This is a genomic window from Ralstonia sp. A12 (genome assembly GCF_000801955.1).
Taxonomy (GTDB): domain Bacteria; phylum Pseudomonadota; class Gammaproteobacteria; order Burkholderiales; family Burkholderiaceae; genus Ralstonia.
The window spans coordinates 49,776-69,257 of the sequence record NZ_JSZO01000016.1; the positions used below are offsets into that span (position 1 = coordinate 49,776).

14 protein-coding genes are annotated in these 19,482 nt (G+C 64.5%); 1 reads left to right on the forward strand and 13 read right to left on the reverse strand.

Annotated features, from left to right (window positions below):
- Positions 1-11 precede the first annotated feature (11 nt).
- The gene (locus tag PI87_RS18770) at positions 12-1,484 is read right to left on the reverse strand and encodes a sensor domain-containing diguanylate cyclase (protein ID WP_039599238.1); all 1,473 of its coding nucleotides are present in this window, start codon (positions 1,482-1,484) and stop codon (positions 12-14) included.
- Positions 1,485-2,075: 591 nt separating this feature from the next.
- Between PI87_RS18770 and PI87_RS18775 the strand changes: the two genes are divergently transcribed.
- Positions 2,076-4,319: a M1 family metallopeptidase gene (locus tag PI87_RS18775; protein ID WP_039599239.1), complete on the forward strand. Its 2,244-nt coding sequence runs from the start codon at positions 2,076-2,078 to the stop codon at positions 4,317-4,319.
- Positions 4,320-4,433: 114 nt separating this feature from the next.
- On the opposite strand, the gene PI87_RS18780 is transcribed toward PI87_RS18775, so the two are convergent.
- From PI87_RS18780 to PI87_RS18835, 12 genes are all read right to left on the reverse strand, one after another.
- Complete coding sequence (locus PI87_RS18780; protein WP_039599240.1) at positions 4,434-4,757, reverse strand: P-II family nitrogen regulator; 324 nt, start codon at positions 4,755-4,757, stop codon at positions 4,434-4,436.
- Positions 4,754-7,903 (reverse strand): efflux RND transporter permease subunit, encoded by a 3,150-nt coding sequence (locus PI87_RS18785; RefSeq protein WP_039599241.1) that lies wholly within the window; start codon positions 7,901-7,903, stop codon positions 4,754-4,756. The genes PI87_RS18780 and PI87_RS18785 overlap by 4 nt, the downstream gene beginning before the upstream one ends.
- Positions 7,900-9,066 (reverse strand): efflux RND transporter periplasmic adaptor subunit, encoded by a 1,167-nt coding sequence (locus PI87_RS18790; RefSeq protein WP_442965501.1) that lies wholly within the window; start codon positions 9,064-9,066, stop codon positions 7,900-7,902. The genes PI87_RS18785 and PI87_RS18790 overlap by 4 nt, the downstream gene beginning before the upstream one ends.
- 50 nt (positions 9,067-9,116) lie before the next feature.
- Positions 9,117-10,466, reverse strand: coding sequence for a TolC family protein (locus PI87_RS18795; protein ID WP_039599243.1), 1,350 nt, complete (start codon positions 10,464-10,466; stop codon positions 9,117-9,119).
- 112 nt (positions 10,467-10,578) lie between these two features.
- Complete coding sequence (locus PI87_RS18800) at positions 10,579-11,103, reverse strand: hypothetical protein (protein ID WP_039599244.1); 525 nt, start codon at positions 11,101-11,103, stop codon at positions 10,579-10,581.
- A 64-nt stretch (positions 11,104-11,167) separates the two neighbouring features.
- Positions 11,168-11,572 (reverse strand): winged helix-turn-helix transcriptional regulator, encoded by a 405-nt coding sequence (locus PI87_RS18805; protein ID WP_039599245.1) that lies wholly within the window; start codon positions 11,570-11,572, stop codon positions 11,168-11,170.
- A gap of 71 nt (positions 11,573-11,643) precedes the next feature.
- On the reverse strand, positions 11,644-13,113 hold the full coding sequence (locus tag PI87_RS18810) for an NAD-dependent succinate-semialdehyde dehydrogenase (RefSeq protein WP_039599246.1): 1,470 nt from the start codon (positions 13,111-13,113) through the stop codon (positions 11,644-11,646).
- 27 nt (positions 13,114-13,140) lie between these two features.
- The gene (locus PI87_RS18815; RefSeq protein ID WP_039599247.1) at positions 13,141-14,226 is read right to left on the reverse strand and encodes a tartrate dehydrogenase; all 1,086 of its coding nucleotides are present in this window, start codon (positions 14,224-14,226) and stop codon (positions 13,141-13,143) included.
- Positions 14,227-14,249: 23 nt separating this feature from the next.
- On the reverse strand, positions 14,250-15,875 hold the full coding sequence (locus PI87_RS18820) for an ABC transporter ATP-binding protein (protein ID WP_039599248.1): 1,626 nt from the start codon (positions 15,873-15,875) through the stop codon (positions 14,250-14,252).
- A gap of 2 nt (positions 15,876-15,877) precedes the next feature.
- Entirely contained in the window at positions 15,878-16,771 is an 894-nt protein-coding gene (locus tag PI87_RS18825; RefSeq protein WP_039599351.1) for an ABC transporter permease, read from the reverse strand.
- Between the two features lie 24 nt (positions 16,772-16,795).
- Positions 16,796-17,752, reverse strand: coding sequence for an ABC transporter permease (locus tag PI87_RS18830; protein ID WP_039599249.1), 957 nt, complete (start codon positions 17,750-17,752; stop codon positions 16,796-16,798).
- A 45-nt stretch (positions 17,753-17,797) separates the two neighbouring features.
- Positions 17,798-19,417, reverse strand: coding sequence for an ABC transporter substrate-binding protein (locus tag PI87_RS18835; RefSeq protein ID WP_039599250.1), 1,620 nt, complete (start codon positions 19,415-19,417; stop codon positions 17,798-17,800).
- Positions 19,418-19,482: the final 65 nt, after the last annotated feature.

Here is a 19,482-nt window from a genome sequence, read left to right on the forward strand (position 1 = left end):
CGCTCCGTGCGTTATGCCGGCCGGCCGCCCTCGTGCTGTACGCGCTTGTCTTCATACATGGCAACGTCGGCCTCGCGCAGCGCATCTTCCAGACGGCCCGCCTCGTTGCAGGTCGAGCAGCCCATCGAGAACCCAAGCGTCGCGCCTGAATAGAACTGGTTGTTGAGCTCGACCAGCTTGCGCAGGCTTTCGATGAGCGTCTGCCCGGCATGCGCATCGGCGCCGGGCATGAGCACGGCAAACTCATCACCGCCGATGCGTGCGGCATAGGCCGGCTTGTCGATGGCCTTGCCGAGCACCTCGCCGGCGCGGCGCAGCAGCGCATCGCCCGCGGCATGGCCAAGCTGGTCATTCACGGTCTTCAGATCGTTCAGGTCGATCATGACCACCGTCACGGGGAATGGCCCCTTGCGCTCCAGCCGGTTGACCTCGTCCACGTAGAACGAACGGTTCTTCAGCTTGGTCAACACGTCGTGCTTGCCGAGGTATTCCAGGTAGGACTCGGCTTTCTTGCGCGCGGTGATGTCGGTCAGGGCCAGCAGCACCTTGTTCCAATCCTTCTCACGACCCGGAAACACGGAAAACTGCAGGTGGATGTTGAGCGGGTTGCCGTCCAGCCCGTAGTTGACCACCTCGCGCTGCTGGAAGAGCTTGCCTTCCCACAGGTCAATCAGTTGCTCGCGAAAGTGCGGGCGCATGTCATCGCGAAACACTTCGGGCAAGCGGCTGAGCAGGTCATTACGGTTGCGCGCCTTGAACATCTCTAGCGTGAAGCCGTTGACGTCCAGCACCTGAATCTCCTGCATGCAGCGTTCGACAAACTCAGGGTGCACGTCGGTAAAGGTGCGGAAATCGGTGATGCCCTGCTCGCGCACTTCATCCAGCAGCACCTTGATGGTGCTGAAGTTCTCCACCCAGAGCGAGACAGGGGCGTGCTCGAACACGCCCTGCGCGTAGAGCTGGCTGGCTGCGGCACGGCGGCGGGCGTCTTCCAGCTCGGTGATGTCGTCCACGGCCACGAGCACGCGGTCCCACGGTTGGTCGTGGTCGGGCAGCAGTACGCCCTTGAGCAGGATGTCGAGGCGGCGGCCGTCGAGCGTGTAGTTGACGCTGCGGCTCTCGAACGACGGACTGCCGGACCAGAGCTGCACGAGCTCGCCCACGTGGGCTTCGAGCATGTCGTCGCGCAGCACTTCAGCCAGGCGGGCGGTGAGCTGGTCGGCATCTTGCGCGGCATACATGGCCAGGGTGCGCCGATTCACGCGCAGCACCTTGATGCAGGCGGAACACGCCGCCACGCGCGAGACGTCATCTTCCAGAAAGCGCTGCAGGTCGGTCACCCCGGCTTCGCGCCACTTGGCGAAGAGGCGGTGGAGATCGCTGTAGTCCTCCAGCCAGAGCGAGGTGGGAGTGACATCGAAGAAATCGATCAGATCGACCCCGACGGCTGCCGGGCTGCTGACGCTATCGGACGCGGATTGCATGAAACGCTCTACGGGAGACCAAGTGAACACGTTCACCAACCCCGCGAGCGTACAGGCTTTGCACGCCGCCGCGCGCGATGCCTGCCTCATCCGGAAGAATTACCCCTGAGCTGAATACCGCCCTGTTTCATCGTCAGCAAATCGTCAGACTATATTCAGTGCGTTTTTATTCCACACGATCGGCGAGCGATGCGCATACAGTTTTGTTTTATCTGGCGTTGTAATAAATCGCCGATGCATTTTTACGAAACATTCAAGAAATGCATTCTTCATTTCGATTTTTCAACGCGCTTTGCAGAAGTCACGCACGCAACCCAGAATCCGCCACCAGCCCGCCCTCTCCAAGGTCAAAAACTACAAGAAATCGAGCCATTCATCGCCTGGTGCGAATTAAATAACTTCGTCTCGATTCAGAGAACTTTTCCTCCAGAATCCGTGCATCCCTGAGCGGGACTGTGACGAAGCGCTCACGCAATTTCGTCATTTCTTCCTGCTACTGCGGGGTTATTCCTGTCCCGATTCGGTGGTCCTTCCCCCCAACGATTTTCGAGCCCTGGGCTGCCGATTCGTTTCCACTTGAGGAGAAATGCAATGCGGGATTCGACCACCACCCGTCGTACGGCAGCTACATATAGCAAACGCAGCGCCGGCAACGCACACCGCTCGTTCAAGCTGGCCCTCGTGGCCCAGGCAACTGCCGCGATGATGATCCTGGCGGCCTGCGGCGGCGGAGGCGACGACACGCTCAGCCCAGCGGCGAACGGCAAGCTCGGCGCCAATGGCTCACAGCAGCAGGGCAATACCAACACGGGCAACACCAATGCGCCGGCACCGGCAGTGGATGCGTCAGTACCTCCCGTGGAACTGCCGGACTACATCAAGCCGGTCAACTACAAGCTGTGGTTCCGCCCGAGCGCAGACCTCAACAGCTTCTCGGGCCGCGCGGATGTGGAGATCAAGGTCACCAAGCAGACCGGCGCTGTCACGCTGGCCGTGCGCGACCTGAAGCTCGACGCCTCGCGCCTGACGCTCACCCCCACCTCGGGCAACGGCCCGTCGCGCGTGCTGGTGCCGATTCCGCAGTCACAAGGCGCCTTCTATGACCTGCGCGACCCGACCGCCGACATCAAGCCCGGCAACTACGTGCTGCACATGGAGTGGACGGGCACGATCAACTTCACCAAGGCCGAGGGCATCTTCAAGCTGGGGCTGCAGGCTGCCACCGGCGAAAGCTCCGACGCCATCGTCACGCAGGGCGAATCCAACTTCGCGCGTGAGTGGTTCCCGAGCTGGGATGAGCCGGCCTTCCGCAACACCTTTGAAGTGACGGCGGAAATTCCGGGTGACTGGAAGGCCGTGGCCAACGGCCGCCAGACCGGCGCAACCAAGCTGCCGGATGGCTACCAGCAAGTCTCGTTTGCCAAGACGCCATCGATGCCGGCCTATCTGCTGTTCTTCGGCGGCGGCAAGTTCGACATTCTGGAAGACAAGTTCACCAACCCGCTCGATGGCAGCAGCATGCGCCTGCGCTGGTGGGTGCCGCCTGGCGAGGCACACTCGGCGGTGGCCGGCATGCAGTTCACGAAGGAAGCGCTGAACCACTACTACAACTACTTCCAGATCCCGCTGCCGTTCGACAAGATGGACACCATCGTCGCCAACGACAGCTACAACAACAAGAACGCCGGCTTTGGCGGCATGGAGAACTGGGGCGCCATCTTCGAGTTTGCCGACCAGGTGCTGGTGCCGCCCGAGGGCGCACCCACGACCGTCCACTCGATGGGCAAGGGGCGCTCGTTCGTGGTGGTGTCGCATGAACTGGCGCACCAATGGTTTGGTGACCTCGTCACGCTCGACTGGTGGGATGACATCTGGCTGAACGAATCCTTCGCCAACTGGTTCGAGAACGTCACCAAGATCACCATCCACCCAGAGTTCCCGGGTAACACGTGGGCCAACTATGCGGCGGTCAAACAGCGCGTGATCACGCTGGACCTGCAGCCGACGGCCGTGCCGGTGCAGCACAACCTGAGCGATGCCGGGTCCATGGACTTCCTGGATAGCTTTGCCTACAACAAGGGCGGCCACGTTCTGCAGATGCTGGAGAACTACGTCGGCAAGGACGCCATGCGCCGTGGCCTGCAAAACTACCTGAACAAGTACAAGTTCGGCAACGGCACGCCGCCGCGCCTGTGGGCAGAACTGGAAGCCGCCAGCGGCAAGCCGGTGGGCAAGGTGGGCGACAGCTTCGTGCGCCAGACCGGTCTGCCGCTCGTCACCATCGACGCGCAGTGCAACCCGGCCACCAACCAGAACGTGCTGACCATCACGCAGAAGGCGTTCCCGAACAAGAACGTCTACTCCGGCTACCAGTGGAACGTGCCGCTCACGCTGGCCTACGGCGACAACTTTGGGCAGACGCAGACCATCGTGCTGGACCAGCAGACCGCGCAGGTCACGCTGCCGACGTGCTCGGCCGTGCTGGCCAACCCGTCGGGCCTGGACTACTACGTGACCAACTACAGCCCGACGCTGTGGAGCAACCTGTTGGCGCAGGCCGGTGCCATCACCACCGACGCCACCAAGACCAACATCGCAGGCGACGCCACGCAGTTGTACAACGCGCAGTTGATCACCAAGGCACAGTACGACCAGATTGTCGGCATCAAGAACTTCCAGCCTGCCGTGGCCACGCTGGCCGCCCAGGCAGTGAAGCCGACCGGCTCGCTGCGCCCGCAAGCGGTGCAGTTGCAGGAAATGCAGTCGATGGATCGCCCGATCCACAAGTTCCGCTACGAAGGCGTCATGAAGCACCTGACGGATCTGAAGCGGTAAGCGCAAAGGCAAACGGGCTGCTTCCCATGCTCTGGGAAGCAGCCCGCTGCAACGTTGGCTCCCGATTTTCGGCGGACACTGTCCGCCGTTTTTCATGGGTGCATCACACAACCATCAACCCGTGCGATGCAGGAAGGTGGCCTGCACCACGTCGGTCATCCAGATAGCGCTGTCGCCGGTCTGCCCGTGTTCGAGCACCTTGACGGCGGCATCGAACAACACGCTTGCCAGCGCATCCGACGCCACCAGCTCGATGCGCACACGCGGCACGAACTCCGTCAGGTCTTCCTTGATGGAATGCGCACCGGCCTGCGAGGCCACCGGCGGATAGCCGTTCACCTCGCCCACCGTCATGCCCGGAAACCCCGGGCAACTGCGCAGCGCCTCATGCATGCGCTCCAGCAACTGCGGGCGCACTACGATGCGGATTTCCTTCATGCCTTCGACTCCTCATCAAACCATTTGTACAGCGTGGGCAGCATTACCAGCGTGAGCAGCGTGCAGGTCAGCAGACCGCCGATCACCACGATGGCCAGCGGCCGTTGCACCTCCGAACCCGGGCCCGTGGCAAACAGGAACGGGATCAAACCCAGCATGGCCACCGTGGCCGTCATCATCACGGGGCGGAAGCGCATGCGCGAACCCAGCCGCACGGATTCCTCCACCGACATGCCCTGCTCCCGCAGGCTGCGGATCGTGCTGACCAGCACCACCCCATTGAGCACCGCGATACCCCATAGCGCCACGAAGCCCACGGATGCCGGCACGGATAGGTATTCCCCGGTGACGAACAACCCGATGATCCCGCCCACCGACGCGAACGGCAGCACCAGGATGATCAACGTGGCGTAGCGCACCGAATTGAACAGCAGGAACAGCAGGAAGAAGATGGCTGCTACCGTAATCGGCACGATCACCTTCAGGTGGCCCATGGCGCGTTCCATGTTCTGGAACTGGCCGCCCCACTCCAGGTAGTAGCCCTCCGGCAACTTGACCTTCTGTGCCACAGCGCCCTGCAGTTCAGCCACGAAGCCGCCCAAGTCGCGGTCTCGCACGTTCACGCCCACCACCACGCGGCGCTTGCCCAGCTCGCGGCTGATCTGCGCGGGGCCATCAGTCACCTCGATGCGGGCGATGCTCTCCATCGGCACCTGCGCGCCGTTGGGTGCCGCCACGATCAGGTTGCGGATGGCCTCCACGCTGTCGCGGTACGTTTCCGGCAGGCGCACCACTGCGCTGAAGCGGCGTTCGCCCTCGAAGATTTCCGTGGCTTCCTTGCCGCCGATGGCGGTTTCGATCACGTTGTGCACATCGGCCGCATTCAGGCCGTGACGCGCGATGGCCTGGCGGTCAATGGCGATCTGCAGATACTGCTGGCCGGTGATGCGCTCCACCCGCATGTCCTGCGCACCCTGAATGCCCTGCGCCACCTTGGCAATCGCCTCGGCCTTCTCGCGCAGCACGTTCAGGTCATCACCAAACACCTTGATGGCCACGTCTGAACGCACGCCGGTCACCATCTCGTCCACGCGGTCGGAAATCGGCTGGGCCATGACGATCTGCACGCCGGGCAGCACTTGCAATGCCTTGCGCATCGCCTCGGCAATGTCGTCCTGGTTCCAGCCCTTGGGCCATTCTTCACGCGGCTTGAGGGAGACGATCGGGGTCGACTCATTCTGGCCCTGCGGGTCTGCCGGCGATTCGCCTCGGCCCACGCCAGACACAGCGGATTTCACCCCCGGCACCTGCATCACCAGCCGCATGGCTTCCATTTCCATGCGGATCGACTCTTCCAGCGAGATGTTGGGCGTGCGGTTGATACCGGGCACCACCGAGCCCTCCTTCATCTCGGGGATGAACGCCGTGCCCAGGAACGGCATCAGCGCGCCGGTGGCAAGAAAGACCGCCACCGCCACGATGACCGTCTTGCGGCCGTTGTTCAGGCTCAGCTCCAGCAGGCGCAGATACGGCTTCTTCATCTTGCGGATCAGCCACGTATCGTGCGCGTCGTGCTCGGCGTGCGGGTCGTCGCTGTGCGCGCCTTCCACATGCTTGTGCACCTTTGGCTTCAACAGATACGACGACAGCACCGGCGTGAGCGTGAGCGACAGTACCAGCGAGAAGAACAGCGCAATCGCAATGGTGAAGGCCAGCGGCGCAAACATCTTGCCTTCCATGCCTTCCAGCGTCATCAGCGGCAGGAACACCAGGATGATGATGCCCACGCCAAAGATCACGGGCGTTGCCACCTCTGTCACTGCATGCAGGATGATGCGCGCGCGGCTCTCGTTCGGGTCGCGCGGTTTGGCCAGATGCGCAAAAGCGTTTTCGACCACCACCACGGAGCCGTCCACCATCAAGCCGATGGCAATCGCCAACCCGCCCAACGACATCAGGTTGGCCGAGATGCCGAGCTTGTTCATCGCGATGAAGGTCAGCAACGGCGTGAGAATCAGCGTGCCGACCACAATGAGCGACGAGCGGATGTCGCCCAGGAACAGCAGCAGCACGATCACCACCAGCACCACGCCTTCGGCCAGCACCTTGATGACGGTCTTCAGGGCGGAATCCACGAGGTCGGAGCGCTCGTAGTACGGCACGATCTTCAGGCCATCGGGCAGCATGCCATCGTTGTTGATGGCCTTGACGCGATCCTGGATACGGGCGACGACCTCCTTGGCGTTGCCGCCACGCATCATCATCACCACACCGCCGACGGATTCCGTCACGCCGTTCTTCACCACTGCACCCGCACGCACCGCCGTACCGATCTTCACCTCCGCCACGTCGCGGATGTTGAGCGGCGTGCCGTTGACCTCCTTGAGCACGATGGCGCCGATGTCGTTGGTGTCACGCACCAGACCCACACCGCGGATCAGGTACTGCTCCGCAAAGTGCGGCAGCACACCGCCGCCGGAGTTGGCGTTGTTGGCGGCCAGTGCCTCGAACACCTGCTTGACCGTCACGTTGTGATGGCGCAGACGTTCCGGGTTGACCAGCACCTGGTATTGCTTCTCGAAGCCGCCCTGCGAGTTGATTTCCGCCACGCCCGGAATGGAGCGCAGCAGCGGACGCACCACCCAGTCCTGAGCGATGCGGCGCTGGGTAAGCTCCTCAACGGAGAGTTCCTTGTCGCCGTCATTGGGCTTGTCGAGTGTGTACTGATACACCTCGCCCAGGCCCGTGGAGACGGGCCCCAGCACCGGCGTCACGCCCGTCGGCATGCGCGACTGCACCTCGATCAACCGCTCCATCACGAGCTGGCGCGCGAAGTAAACATCCGTCTCGTCGGTAAAGACGAGCGTGATGAGCGACAGGCCCGGCTTGTTGAGCGAGCGCATCTCGGTGAGTGCCGGCAGGCCGGTCATGGCCATTTCCACCGGCACAGTCACGAAGCGCTCGACCTCCTCCGGAGAACGTCCAGGCGCCTCGGTCGCAATCTGCACCTGCACATTGGTCACATCCGGAAACGCGTCCAGCGACAGCTTGCGTGCGGCATCCAGCCCGAAGAACAGCAGCACGGCAGCCAGCACGGCCACCACGAGCCGCTGCTTGAGCGCGCCGCGAATCAATGCATCGATCATGCGCCCTCCATCTCGGCGCGCTTGCGCTCGTTGTTCAGGTGGAAGCCGCCTTCAACGACGATGGGCTGGCCGGCCTGCACGCCGGAGACAACCGGGCGCACACCGTTCGACTCATCGCCCAGCTTGACAGGGGTGAGCTGATAGTTCGATTCGGTCGCGCGTACGAACACGTAGTCGCGGTTGTCTTCGCGCACCACAGCGGAGGTCGGCACGACCACGCGCTCTTCGGGGCGTGACTGGATCAGCAGCGTTGCCAGCATCGACGGCTTGAGCGTGCGCTCGCCGTTGTCGACTTCCGTGCGCACCGTGACCGTGCGCGATTGCGGATCCACGATGTCGGACACCCAGATCAGCTTGCCGACCATGCGTTCGCCTGCGCCGGTATCGATCTCCACCGATTGGCCTGCACGTACACCGGCAGCGGCGTTCTCAGGCACCTCACCCACCACCCACACGCGCGACAGGTCGGCCACGGTGAACAACTCATCGGCCGGCTGCACCACCTGGCCGCGCGTCACCTTGCGCTCAACCACCGTGCCGCTGATGCTCGCCACCACGGGCGAGATCGACGACATGCCGCCTGTGCGCATCTTCGCCAGCGTGGCAGGCGATACGCCCATCACACGCAACTGGTCGACTGCGGCGCGCACTTCGGCATCGGCCATCGCCAGTTCGCTCTGGCGCTTCTGCAACTCGGCAGAGCCGATCACGTCTGCTGCCAGCAGCAGCTTGGCGCGTTCCAGCGCACGCGCCTGCAAGTCGCGTTGCGCGGCGGCCTTCTGATAGGCGAGCTGCGCGGCGCCCAGCTCGGTGCTGTGCAGTTGCGCAAGGATGTCGCCGGCCTTGACGCTCTGGCCCGGCGTGGCGATCAGCTCTGTCACGCGGCCCGTGACGGTGGCGCCGATGCGCGCAACGCGCTGTTCATCAAAGGCAATCTGCCCAGGCACGCGCAGGCGCTCGGAGATCGGCTGCTTGCCGACTTGCGCCACCTTCAGGCGCTGTACCAGCGTAGGTTGTGCAACTACCAAGTTCGGGTCGGTGGCTTGCTGCGCGGACTTGGCATCGTCAGCGGCGTCCTTGCCGCAGGCACCGAGCAGCAGCATGGCCGCCATGGCCACACCGGCCAGCCGGATCGAAGAAGAGAAAGAAGAACGTGGGTTCATGGTCGGGCCAGATGCGTGGATTCGGGAAGCAGTACGGGGGCGCGGATGTGTCATGGGGCCTCCGGTCGCAGGCGGTCGAGTTCAACGGCGGCGGTGCGCAAGTCGGCACGCGCGGCAATCAGGTCGTTGCGTGCCTGGCGGAAGACGCGCTGGGCGTCGAGGAAGTCGAGGATGCCGCGCTCGCCATGGCGATACGCGGCTTCGGCCACGCGCAATGCAGACTCGGCTTGCTTGACTACGCCGGATTCCAGCGCGCTGACTTGCGACTCGGCAATCTCGTACTGGTGATAGGCGGACTCCACGGCCTGCCGGGTCTGCAGTTCGCGATCACGCAGCACGGCGCGTGCGCGTTCGAGCGCCGCCACCGCTTCACCCACCGGACCTTCGCGCTGGTCGAACAGCGGAATCGACATCACCACGCCCACACGGTTGTCCTGCAGATCGGGCGCGCGGTCCACCGTGCCGCGCAGCGCGAGCGACGGCCAGCGCTGGCTGCGCTCGTGCGCCAAGCGCGCCTCACCTTCGCGCACGGCGGCGCGATCGGCTTCGAGGTCCGGATGCGTTGCCACCACCATGCTGACCAGATCGGCCAGCGGCGGCAGATGCGCGACCGGCGGGGCGTCGGCACCAGCGTCCACGTCAAAGGTCTGCGGCAGATCGGCACCCACGGCACGGCGCAGCTCGGCCAATGACTGCTGCACGCGCAGTGCGGCGGCCTGCTCGGTGCGCTGTGCGTTGAGTAGTTCGGCATCGCCACGGATCAGCTCGTAGCGCGGGGCCTCGCCGGTTTCCACACGCACGGCCACGCGGCGGCGGATCTGCTCGACCAGGGTCACGTCTTCGCGTGCGTTGCGCTGCTCGGCTTCGCGGCGTACGACGTCGTAGAAACGCAGCTTGAGCTGGGCATCGACATCGCGCGCTTGCGATCGCGCGGTGGCCTGCGAGCCTTCGAAGGCGGCATCGGCGGCCTGCGTGCGGGCGGCGCGCTGCCATGGCAGATCGAGCTTCTGCGTGATCGACACGCTATTGGTGCGGCCTTCCGCCGCACCGGGCATGCGGGCGCGCTGGCGGCCAGCCATGGCTTCAACCTCAGGGTTGGGCCAGGCACGCGCGGTGGTCATCCCGGCCTGCGCCGCCCGCACCTGGGCCTGTGAGGCGGCAAGCGCCGGGTGGTTGGCGCGGGCCAGATCCAGCAATTGGGGCAAGGTGTAGCGCGGCTGCGGCAGCGCTTCGTCACGTTGTGATTGAACGACCGGCGCAGGTGCACGCGGCGAAGGCGCTGGGGGCGCGGCATTGGCACTGACCGCCACTGCGGCCAGTACGGCGGAAAGAACAAGGCGTCGCGACGCGCGCACCCCCGCTGCGGGGCACGGGACGGCCGCATCCTGATTGGACAACATCCGAAATCATCCTGAAAAAGAGGAACAGGCAAGTGCGAACGCCCAGCCGGTCAAAGGGCCGGCTGGCGCTGCACTACGAACTCAAAGGGATGGTTTCCGGCGAATGCCGGAATCAGGCGCGTGCGGGCGGACGCAGCATGGGGGCCGGCGTGGGGCCAGCCTGGAACGGCGGAAGAGCAACACGGACGCGCGCGACACGCAGGCCGGGCGTCATGATCATGGGAGGCGGCGGCAGCCAGAGTTCCGGCGCATCGCTGGCGTGATCGGGGGCAGCAGCATTGCTGGTGGGCACGTCTGGCACGTCGTGCGCCTGCGCTACCCAATGCTCAACGCTGAAGCACTGGCCGGGCTGCTTGACCACCTTACCGAGCGCGACCTTGATGGCGCGCTCGAAACCCTTGCTGGGCTTGGCAACGGGTACATCGCCCGGTGCGTCGTCCACCACGGCTTCGATGGCTTCCAGCGCGTCATCCGCAGCTTGGCCATCGGGGAAATGCGTGGCGGAGAACACCGACACCGTGAACAGCAGACACCAGATGGTGACGATCCACCGTACGCCGCGCGCGCGCGACAGCACACCACGCGCGGTGGCGCGAGACAGCGTCGGCAAGGCGAGGGGGAAAGTCGTCACAAACATGGGCCCCGAATACTATCGGAAAAATGCTGCATCTGCACAAAACGTCCGGCAGATTGCACGGATGTCAATCGGAACCGACCTGATTTTTTCGAATCCGTTCCATTTCGGGCCAGTGGGCCTTTACCCAGTCATCCAGGCCGACGAGCGTGCGGTTGAGCGATGCGCCCAGGGGGCTGAGGCGATATTCCACGTGCGGCGGCACGCTGTCGTGGATGGTGCGCAGGATGAGGCCGTTGGCCTCCAGCTCGCGCAACGTCTGCGTGAGCATCTTTTGCGAGATGCCGTCACCCACGCGGCGCAGCAGTTCGTTGTTGCGCACGGGGCCGTTTTCCAATGCCGGGAAGATGCGCAGCGCCCATTTGCTGGCGACCAGTTCAAGCGCACGCGTGGATGGGCAGGCGTCGACGGTGCCTGCGGTGTGGCCGTCAGTTGTCACTGGAGTTGAGGCTGGGGCCATGTTGTCCGCCATGGTGCCTCCGGAGCACGATTGAGATACGCGTGAACGTAACGCCAATCGTGCCGCCCCGCAACGACCCTGCGTCAGTCGAGCTGCCCCTGGCAGGCGTATTTGGTGTGGAGGTAGTCTTCCAGCCCGTGGACGGAGCCTTCCCGACCGTAACCGGACTCCTTCACGCCGCCGAATGGTGCCGCCTCGGCCGCCAGCGCGCCTTCGTTGATACCGACGATCCCGCTTTCCAGCGCCTCGACCACTCGCCAGATGCGGCGGACATCCTGGCTGTAGAAGTACGCCGCCAGCCCAAACGGCGTGTCGTTGGCGGCGGCAATCACTTCGTCTTCGCTGGTGAAACGCGTGAGCGGCGCGACGGGGCCGAAGGTCTCTTCGCAGGCGCAGGCCATGGTGGCATCGGCACCGGTCAGCACGGTGGGGGCGTAGTACTGCGGGCCCAGGTGTGTCAGGCGCTCACCGCCGGTCAACACGCGTGCGCCCTTGGCGACGGCGTCCTTCACATGGCGCTCGATCTTCTCGACGGCGCGGGCGTTGATCATGGGGCCGATCTGCGAGGCGGGGTCGCTGGCCGGTCCGACGTTGAGCGCAGCGACACGTGCGGCGAGCTTGCTCGCAAACGCATCGTGTACCGCTTCGTGCACGAACACCCGGTTCGGGCACACGCAGGTCTGCCCGCCGTTGCGGAACTTGGCCGCCATGAAGCCTTCAACAGCGGCATCGATGTCGGCGTCTTCAAACACGATAAAGGGTGCGTTGCCGCCGAGTTCGAGCGACAGCTTCTTGAGCGTATCGGCACTGCGGCGCGCCAGGTGCTTGCCCACCGGCGTGGAACCCGTGAACGTGATCTTGCGCACGCGCGCATCGTCCAGCCACACATCCACCACTTCAGGCGTGCGTTCGCGCGACGCGGTGACGATATTGAGCACGCCCGGCGGCACACCGGCTTCCTGCGCAAGGCGCACCAGGGCGAGTGAAGTCAGCGGCGTATCCTCCGCCGGCTTGCAGACCACGGTGCAGCCCACCGCCAGCGCCGGCGCAATCTTGCGCGCGATCATTGCTGCGGGAAAATTCCAAGGCGTGATGGCTGCCACCACACCCACCGGCTCCTTCAGCGCGAACATGCGCCGACCTGGCACCGGCGCGGGAATCACCTCGCCGTTCATGCGCGTGGCCTGTTCGCCAAACCATTCGATATAGCTTGCGGCGTAGGCCACCTCGCCCTTGCCCTCGCCGAGCGGCTTGCCCTGCTCCAGCGAAATGAGCTTGCCCAGGTCGTCCTGATGCGCGAGCACAAGGGCATTCCACTTCTTGATGATCTGCGCGCGCTGTTTGGCGGGCACCTTGCGCCAAGTGGGGAACGCGGCATGCGCAGCCTCCAGTGCAGCACGCGCCTCGGTCGCGCCCGAATCGGGCACACGAGCGATGACATTGCCGGTGGCGGGGTCGGTCACGTCCAGCAGGGGGCCTGCTGCGGCCGTCCATTCCCCGGCAATGTAGTTGGCGTTGCGGATCAGGTCAGTGCGGGTCAAGGTGAGAGACATGGTTCGAGTCCGGCAGGAATTCAGCAATCAAGCAGCAACCAGCGCGGCAATCGCCTCGCCAATCTGCGTGGTGTTGGCGGTACCGCCCAGGTCTGGCGTGTGCGGGCCGTCCTTGAGCACGGTCTCGATGGCCGCGACGATGGCATCGTGTGCGGCCCGCCCTGCGCCCTGCCCTTGCGTGAGGAAGTCCAGCATCAGCGCTCCTGACCAGATCATTGCGATCGGGTTGGCGATGTTCTTGCCGTAGATGTCCGGCGCGGAGCCATGCACCGGCTCAAACAACGACGGGAAGGAGCGCTCCGGATTCAGGTTGGCGGACGGTGCCAGGCCGATCGTGCCGGTGGTCGCGGGGCCCAGGTCAGAGAGGATGTCGCCAAACAGGTTGGTGGCGGCCACCACATCGAAGCGGCCCGGTTGCAGCACGAAGCGCGCGGTCAGGATATCGATGTGCTGCTTGTCGAGCGTGACGTCGGGGTACTGCTGGGCCACGTCATCCGCACGGGCGTCCCACCAGGGCATGCTGATGGCAATGCCGTTGCTCTTGGTGGCCAGCGTCACGTGCTTGCGTTCGCGGCTTTGTGCCAGGTCGAAGGCGAACTTCAGCAGGCGCTCGGCACCACGGCGCGAATAGACGGATTCCTGGATCACGACTTCGTTGTCGGTGCCTTCGTACATGATGCCGCCGAGCGACGTGTACTCGCCCTCGGTGTTCTCGCGGACCACGTAGTAGTCGATGTCACCGGGCTTGCGGTTGGCCAGTGGGCACGGCACGCCTTCAAACAGACGCACGGGGCGCAGGTTGATGTACTGGTCGAACTCGCGGCGGAACTTGAGCAGCGAGCCCCACAGCGAGACGTGATCCGGCACGGTGGCAGGCCAACCGACTGCGCCAAAGAAGATCGCATCCATGCCCTTGAGCTGGGCCTTCCAGTCGTCCGGCATCATCTTGCCGTGTTGCTGGTAGTAGTCGCAGCTGGCCCATTCGATGTGATGACACTCCAGCTCGAAGCCGAAGCGTTCGGCCGCTGCCTGGATGACGCGCAGGCCCTCGGGCATGACTTCGCGGCCGATGCCGTCTCCGGGGATGATCGCGATGCGGAATGCGGGAATCATGTCGTTCCTTGTCTCTGTTCTGTTCATGCGGAAAGCGCAGCAGCGCGGTCCCGCTCATCAAGCCAGCCCTGGCGCAGCTCAGGCACCGAGTTGGCGAGTTGTTCGTAGTACGGATGGTGCGGGCCGCGATCGAAATCGGCGCGTGCCACCTGCGTAAGCTTGCGGCCGTGCTGCATGACCACGATCTCATCGCACACGGCACGCACGGTGTGCAGGTCGTGGCTGATGAACAGGTACGACACGCCAAGATCGCGCCGCAGGTCGGCCATGAGGTTCAGCACCGCCGCCCCCACCACGGTATCAAGCGCCGAAGTCACCTCATCGCACAGGATCAGGTCAGGTTCCGCAGCCAACGCGCGCGCCAGATTCACGCGCTGCTTCTGCCCGCCCGACAGCCCGCCCGGCAAGCGTTGCGCCACGCTGTGCGGCAGCCGCACGAGATCGAGCAGCTCGCGAATGCGCCGTTGCAACGCTTCGCCCTTCAATCCTTTGTAGAACTGCAGCGGCCGCGCCAGGATGCGCTCGATGGTGTGCGACGGGTTGAGCGCCGTGTCCGCCATCTGGAAGACGATCTGGATGCGGCGCAACTCTTCCGGCGCCCGGTTCGCGAGCATCGGCTTGAGCGCCCTCCCCCGGAACGTCATGCTGCCGTGGCACGGCGCAATCAGCCCGGCAATGGCGCGCGCCAGCGTGGTCTTGCCCGAACCCGATTCGCCGATTACGCCGATGGCCTGCCCGCGATAGAGCTTGAAATTGATGTCGTCGAGAATGCGCGTGGCGGGCTGGCCCTTCGCATCCACCGGCCCATAGCCCGCGCCCAGTGATTGCACGTCGAGCAACAGTTCTCCCTCTCCCGTGCAGTGCTCGGCCGGGCGCGCCTTGGGCCGCGCCGCCGCCAGCAGACTCTTGGTGTAATCGTGATCGGGCGTGGCGAGGATGTGCGCCGTCGGATTCAGCTCCTGCATCTGGCCGCCGCGCAGCACGAGGATGTGATCGGCCATCTGCGCGACCACGGCCAGGTCATGGCTCACGTAGACAGCCGTTGCACGGCGCTCGCGTACCACGCGGCGGAATGCGCGCAGCACTTCGATCTGCGTCGTCACATCCAGCGCAGTGGTCGGCTCATCCAGAATCACGAGATCCGGATCGATGATGAGCGCCATCGCCGCCATCAACCGCTGCAACTGGCCACCCGAGACTTGATGCGGATACCGCTCGCCAATGGTTTCCGGATTGGGCAGCGCCAGCTCGCGGAACAGTTCCACGGCCTTCGCTTCGGCTTCTGCACGCGACATCGTGCCGTGAATGCGCGCTGGCTCCACCACCTGATCCATGATCGTGCGCGACGGATTGAAAGACGCCGCCGCACTCTGCGCGATATAGGCCACGGTGCGGCCGCGCAAGGCACGCTGCTCGGCAGGCGGCAGGTGCAGAACATCAATGTCGCCGATGCGAATGCTACCTCCAGCAATCTCACAGCCGTGGCGTGCGTAGCCCATCAGCGCCAACGCCGTGGTGGTCTTGCCGGAGCCAGACTCGCCGATCAACGCCAGCACCTCGCCGGGCTGGATGGCAAAGTTGAGATGATCGACGAGGGTCTGTTCGCCCGCAGTGATGTGCAGGCCTTCTACGACAACGGACGCGCCCATGTTCAACGCCCTCCGCGTTCGCGGGCTGCGCGGCCCGGCAGGTTGTCGATGACGAGATTGACCGCGATGGTCAGGCTCGCAATGGCCAGTGCCGGCACGATGACGGAGGCCCCCGCATCGGGCAGTGCACCGATGTTCTCGCGCACGAGCGAGCCCCAATCGGCAGACGGCGGTTGAATGCCGAGGCCCAGGAAGCTCAGGCTCGCCAACAGCAGCACGACGTACACAAAGCGCAGGCCCAGATCGGCCAGCATGGGCCCGAGGATGTTGGGCAGGATCTCGCGCAGCATGATGTACAGCGTGCCCTCGCCGCGCGTGCGCGCCACGACCACGTAGTCCAGCGCGTTGATGTTGACCGCCAGCGAGCGCGCAATGCGATAGGCACCCGGCACGTAGATGATGGCTGCGGTGAACACCAGCATCGTCACCGAAGAACCGAAGCCGGCCACCATGATGAGCGCGAACATCTTGCTCGGGATGGCGGTGAGGGTGTCGAGCACGCGGCTCAACGTGGCATCAACCAGCCCGCCCATGGCCGCCGCAAACAGCGCCAGCACGGTGCCCGTGCCGCTTGCCAGCACGGTGGCCACCAGTGCCACGCCCACCGTATAGCGCGCGCCGTCCACCACGCGGACGAACATGTCGCGGCCAAGGTAGTCGGTGCCGAACCAGTGGGCTGCGCTCATGGGCCCGAACACGTCGCCGTTGCCGTCGCCACTGGTGATCAGGTGCGCGGGCAGCAGCGCGGGGCCGACCACGGCTGCCAGCAACCAGAACACCAGCACTGCCAGGCCGATGAGGCCCGTTGCGCCAAAGCTGCTCAGCAAGCGCCGCAGCGGGCTGCGCGGCGCCGGCACGACGGCTTTGAGCGAAGAGGAAGAAGGTGTGGATTCCATCGTCAGGCTCTTATCCATGGTGTCTCAACGGTGACGCAGACGGGGGTTGGCGACAATGCCCAGCACATCAGCGGTAGTCACGAGCAGCAGGTAGCCCGCGCAGAAGATCATGGCGCAGGCCTGCACCAGCGGCATGTCGCGCTGGGACACACCGTCCACCATCAGCTTGGCGATGCCGGGGTAGTTGAAGATCGTCTCGATGATGATCACGCCGCCCAGCAGGTACGACAGCGACAGTGCCACCGCATTGGCGATCGGCCCCACGGCATTGGGCAAAGCATGCGCCAGCACCACGCGCATCGGCGACGCACCCTTCAAGCGCACCATTTCGATGTAGGGCGCTTCAAGCTGGTCGATGACTGCGGCGCGGCTCATCCGCATCATCTGCGCGACGATCACGCAGCACAGGCTGAGCACCGGCATAGCAAAGGCCTGGAGCATCTGGCCGAGCGATTCAATGTCGTTGACGTACGACAGCGCGGGCAGCCAGCGCAGCTTGACGGCAAAGACCAGCACCGCGAGCGTCGCCACCAGAAACTCCGGCACCGATACCACCGCCACGGAGGCAGTGGACGCCACCCTGTCGAACCACGAGCCGCGCCATACGGCAGACGCAATGCCCAGGCTGAGCGCAATCGGCACCGAGAACAGCGCCGTCACCGCCGCCAGCAACAGCGAGTTGGGCAAGCGGCTCGCCACCAGCTCTGCCACTGGCATCTGCGTGGTGGTCGATTGCCCCAGATCACCGCGCGCAATGCCGGCCAGCCAGTGCGCATAGCGCTGTGGCGCCGGTACGTTCAGCCCCATCTGTGCACGCAGCGCGGCCAGCGCTTCGGGCGTGGCGTCCTGCCCCAACTGTTCCTGCGCGGCGTCGCCCGGCAGCACGGCGGTGATCGAGAACACGATGACCGACACCGCCAGCAGCGACAACAGCGCCAGCAACACGCGCCGCACCAGCAGCTTCAGGATGACTCGATTCATGACAGCCCCTTCATCACCTTGCGCAAGAACGCCACGGCCGCTCCGTCAGGCTTCAAGCCAGACGTTCTCGGCAAACGAATACCCCATCAGACCGCCCAGCGGGATGGGCGCCAGACCCTTGAGCTTGGATGAATGCCCGTCAATGCTGGCCAGGAACAGCGGGATGCCAATGCCTGCTTCGTTGTGGATCATGGTCTGCATGTCGGCATACATCTGCTTGCGCTTGGCAACGTCTGTCTCAGCGCGGGCAGCCGTGAGCAACTGGTCGAACTTCGGGCTCTTCCAACGCGATTCGTTCCACGCCGCGTCAGACTTGAAGAACTGCGTGAGGATCGTATCGGCGCTCGGGCGTGGGTTGACGTTGCCGAAGCCCACCGGACTGCTGAGCCAATGGTTGGACCAGTAGCCGTCGGCCGGCATGCGCTTGACGTCCAGGTCCAGACCGATGCGCTGTGCAGTCTGCTGCAGCACCAATGCAATTTCGACCGAATACTGGGCGGCCGGCGAAGCCACAACCGGAATCTTGCCCGTCACGCCCGACTTCTGCAGATGGAACTTCGCCTTCTCGATATCGAACGGGCGTTGCGGCAAATCCTTGAAGTAGAACCGGTTGGTCGGGTCGATCGGCTGGTCGTTGCCCAACACCGCATAGTCCAACGCAATGGTCTTCTTCATCTGCTCGCGGTCGAACAGGTACTTCATCGCCATCACGAAATCGGGGTTGGCACCGGGGCCGGTATCGCGGCGCAGGATAAGGTCAGAGTACTGGCCCGACTGCGTGGTGAAGATGGCATAGCCCGGTGTGCTCTTGACGCGTGCCACGGCGCGCGGGTTGACCGAAGCCACCAGGTCCATCCCGCCGGACAGCAGCGCGTTGACGCGCGCGCTTTCGTCGCCGATGCCGACGAACTCGATCTCGTCGAGGTACGGCTTGCCCGGTTTCCAGTATCCCTCGTTGCGCACGACCACCGTGCGTACCCCGGGCTTGAACTCTTTGAGCTTGTAGGGTCCGGTACCGATGCCGGCGTTGAAGTCGGTCGTGCCGTCCTTGACGATGTGGAAGTGGAACGTGCCCAGGATCACCGGCAGGTCGGCGTTGGGTGCCGTCAGCACCACGGTGACTTCGTTCGGGCCGCTGGCCTTGACGCTCTCGATCTGGTCGGCCAGCACCTTGGCCTTGGAAACGGTGGCCGGATCCTTGTGGCGCATGACGGAATACACCACGTCGGCCGGGGCCAGCGCTTTGCCGTCGTGGAAGGTGACGCCCTTGCGTAGCGTGAACACCCACGTCTTGGCATCGGCCGTGTGATACGACTCCGCCAGCGCGGGACGCGGCGTCAGTGTGCCGTCCAGCACGAACAGGCTGTTGTAGACCATGTTGCAGCGGACGTAGTCGCTCTGGTTCGACTGCTTGGCCGGGTCGAGCGTGTCGGTGGCCGCTGCCGTGGCTGCCGCCACGCGAATGCGCCCGCCACGACGCGGCGTCTGTGCATACACAGACACCGCCGTGCCCGCCAGGCTGCCGGCCAGCGTGGCCTGCATGCCGCCCGCCATCAGCATCTTCAACACGTCGCGCCGCGAGGCACCGCGCTTGAGTTGCTCCATCACACGCAGACTTTCGGTGGGGCCGACAAGGGTCTCGAACTCGTTACGGCTGTCGCTCATGGTGGGGCTCCTGATGATTCTGAAAAGGAAACAGCGAAGACTGCGTTGCGATGGAAAACGTGGGC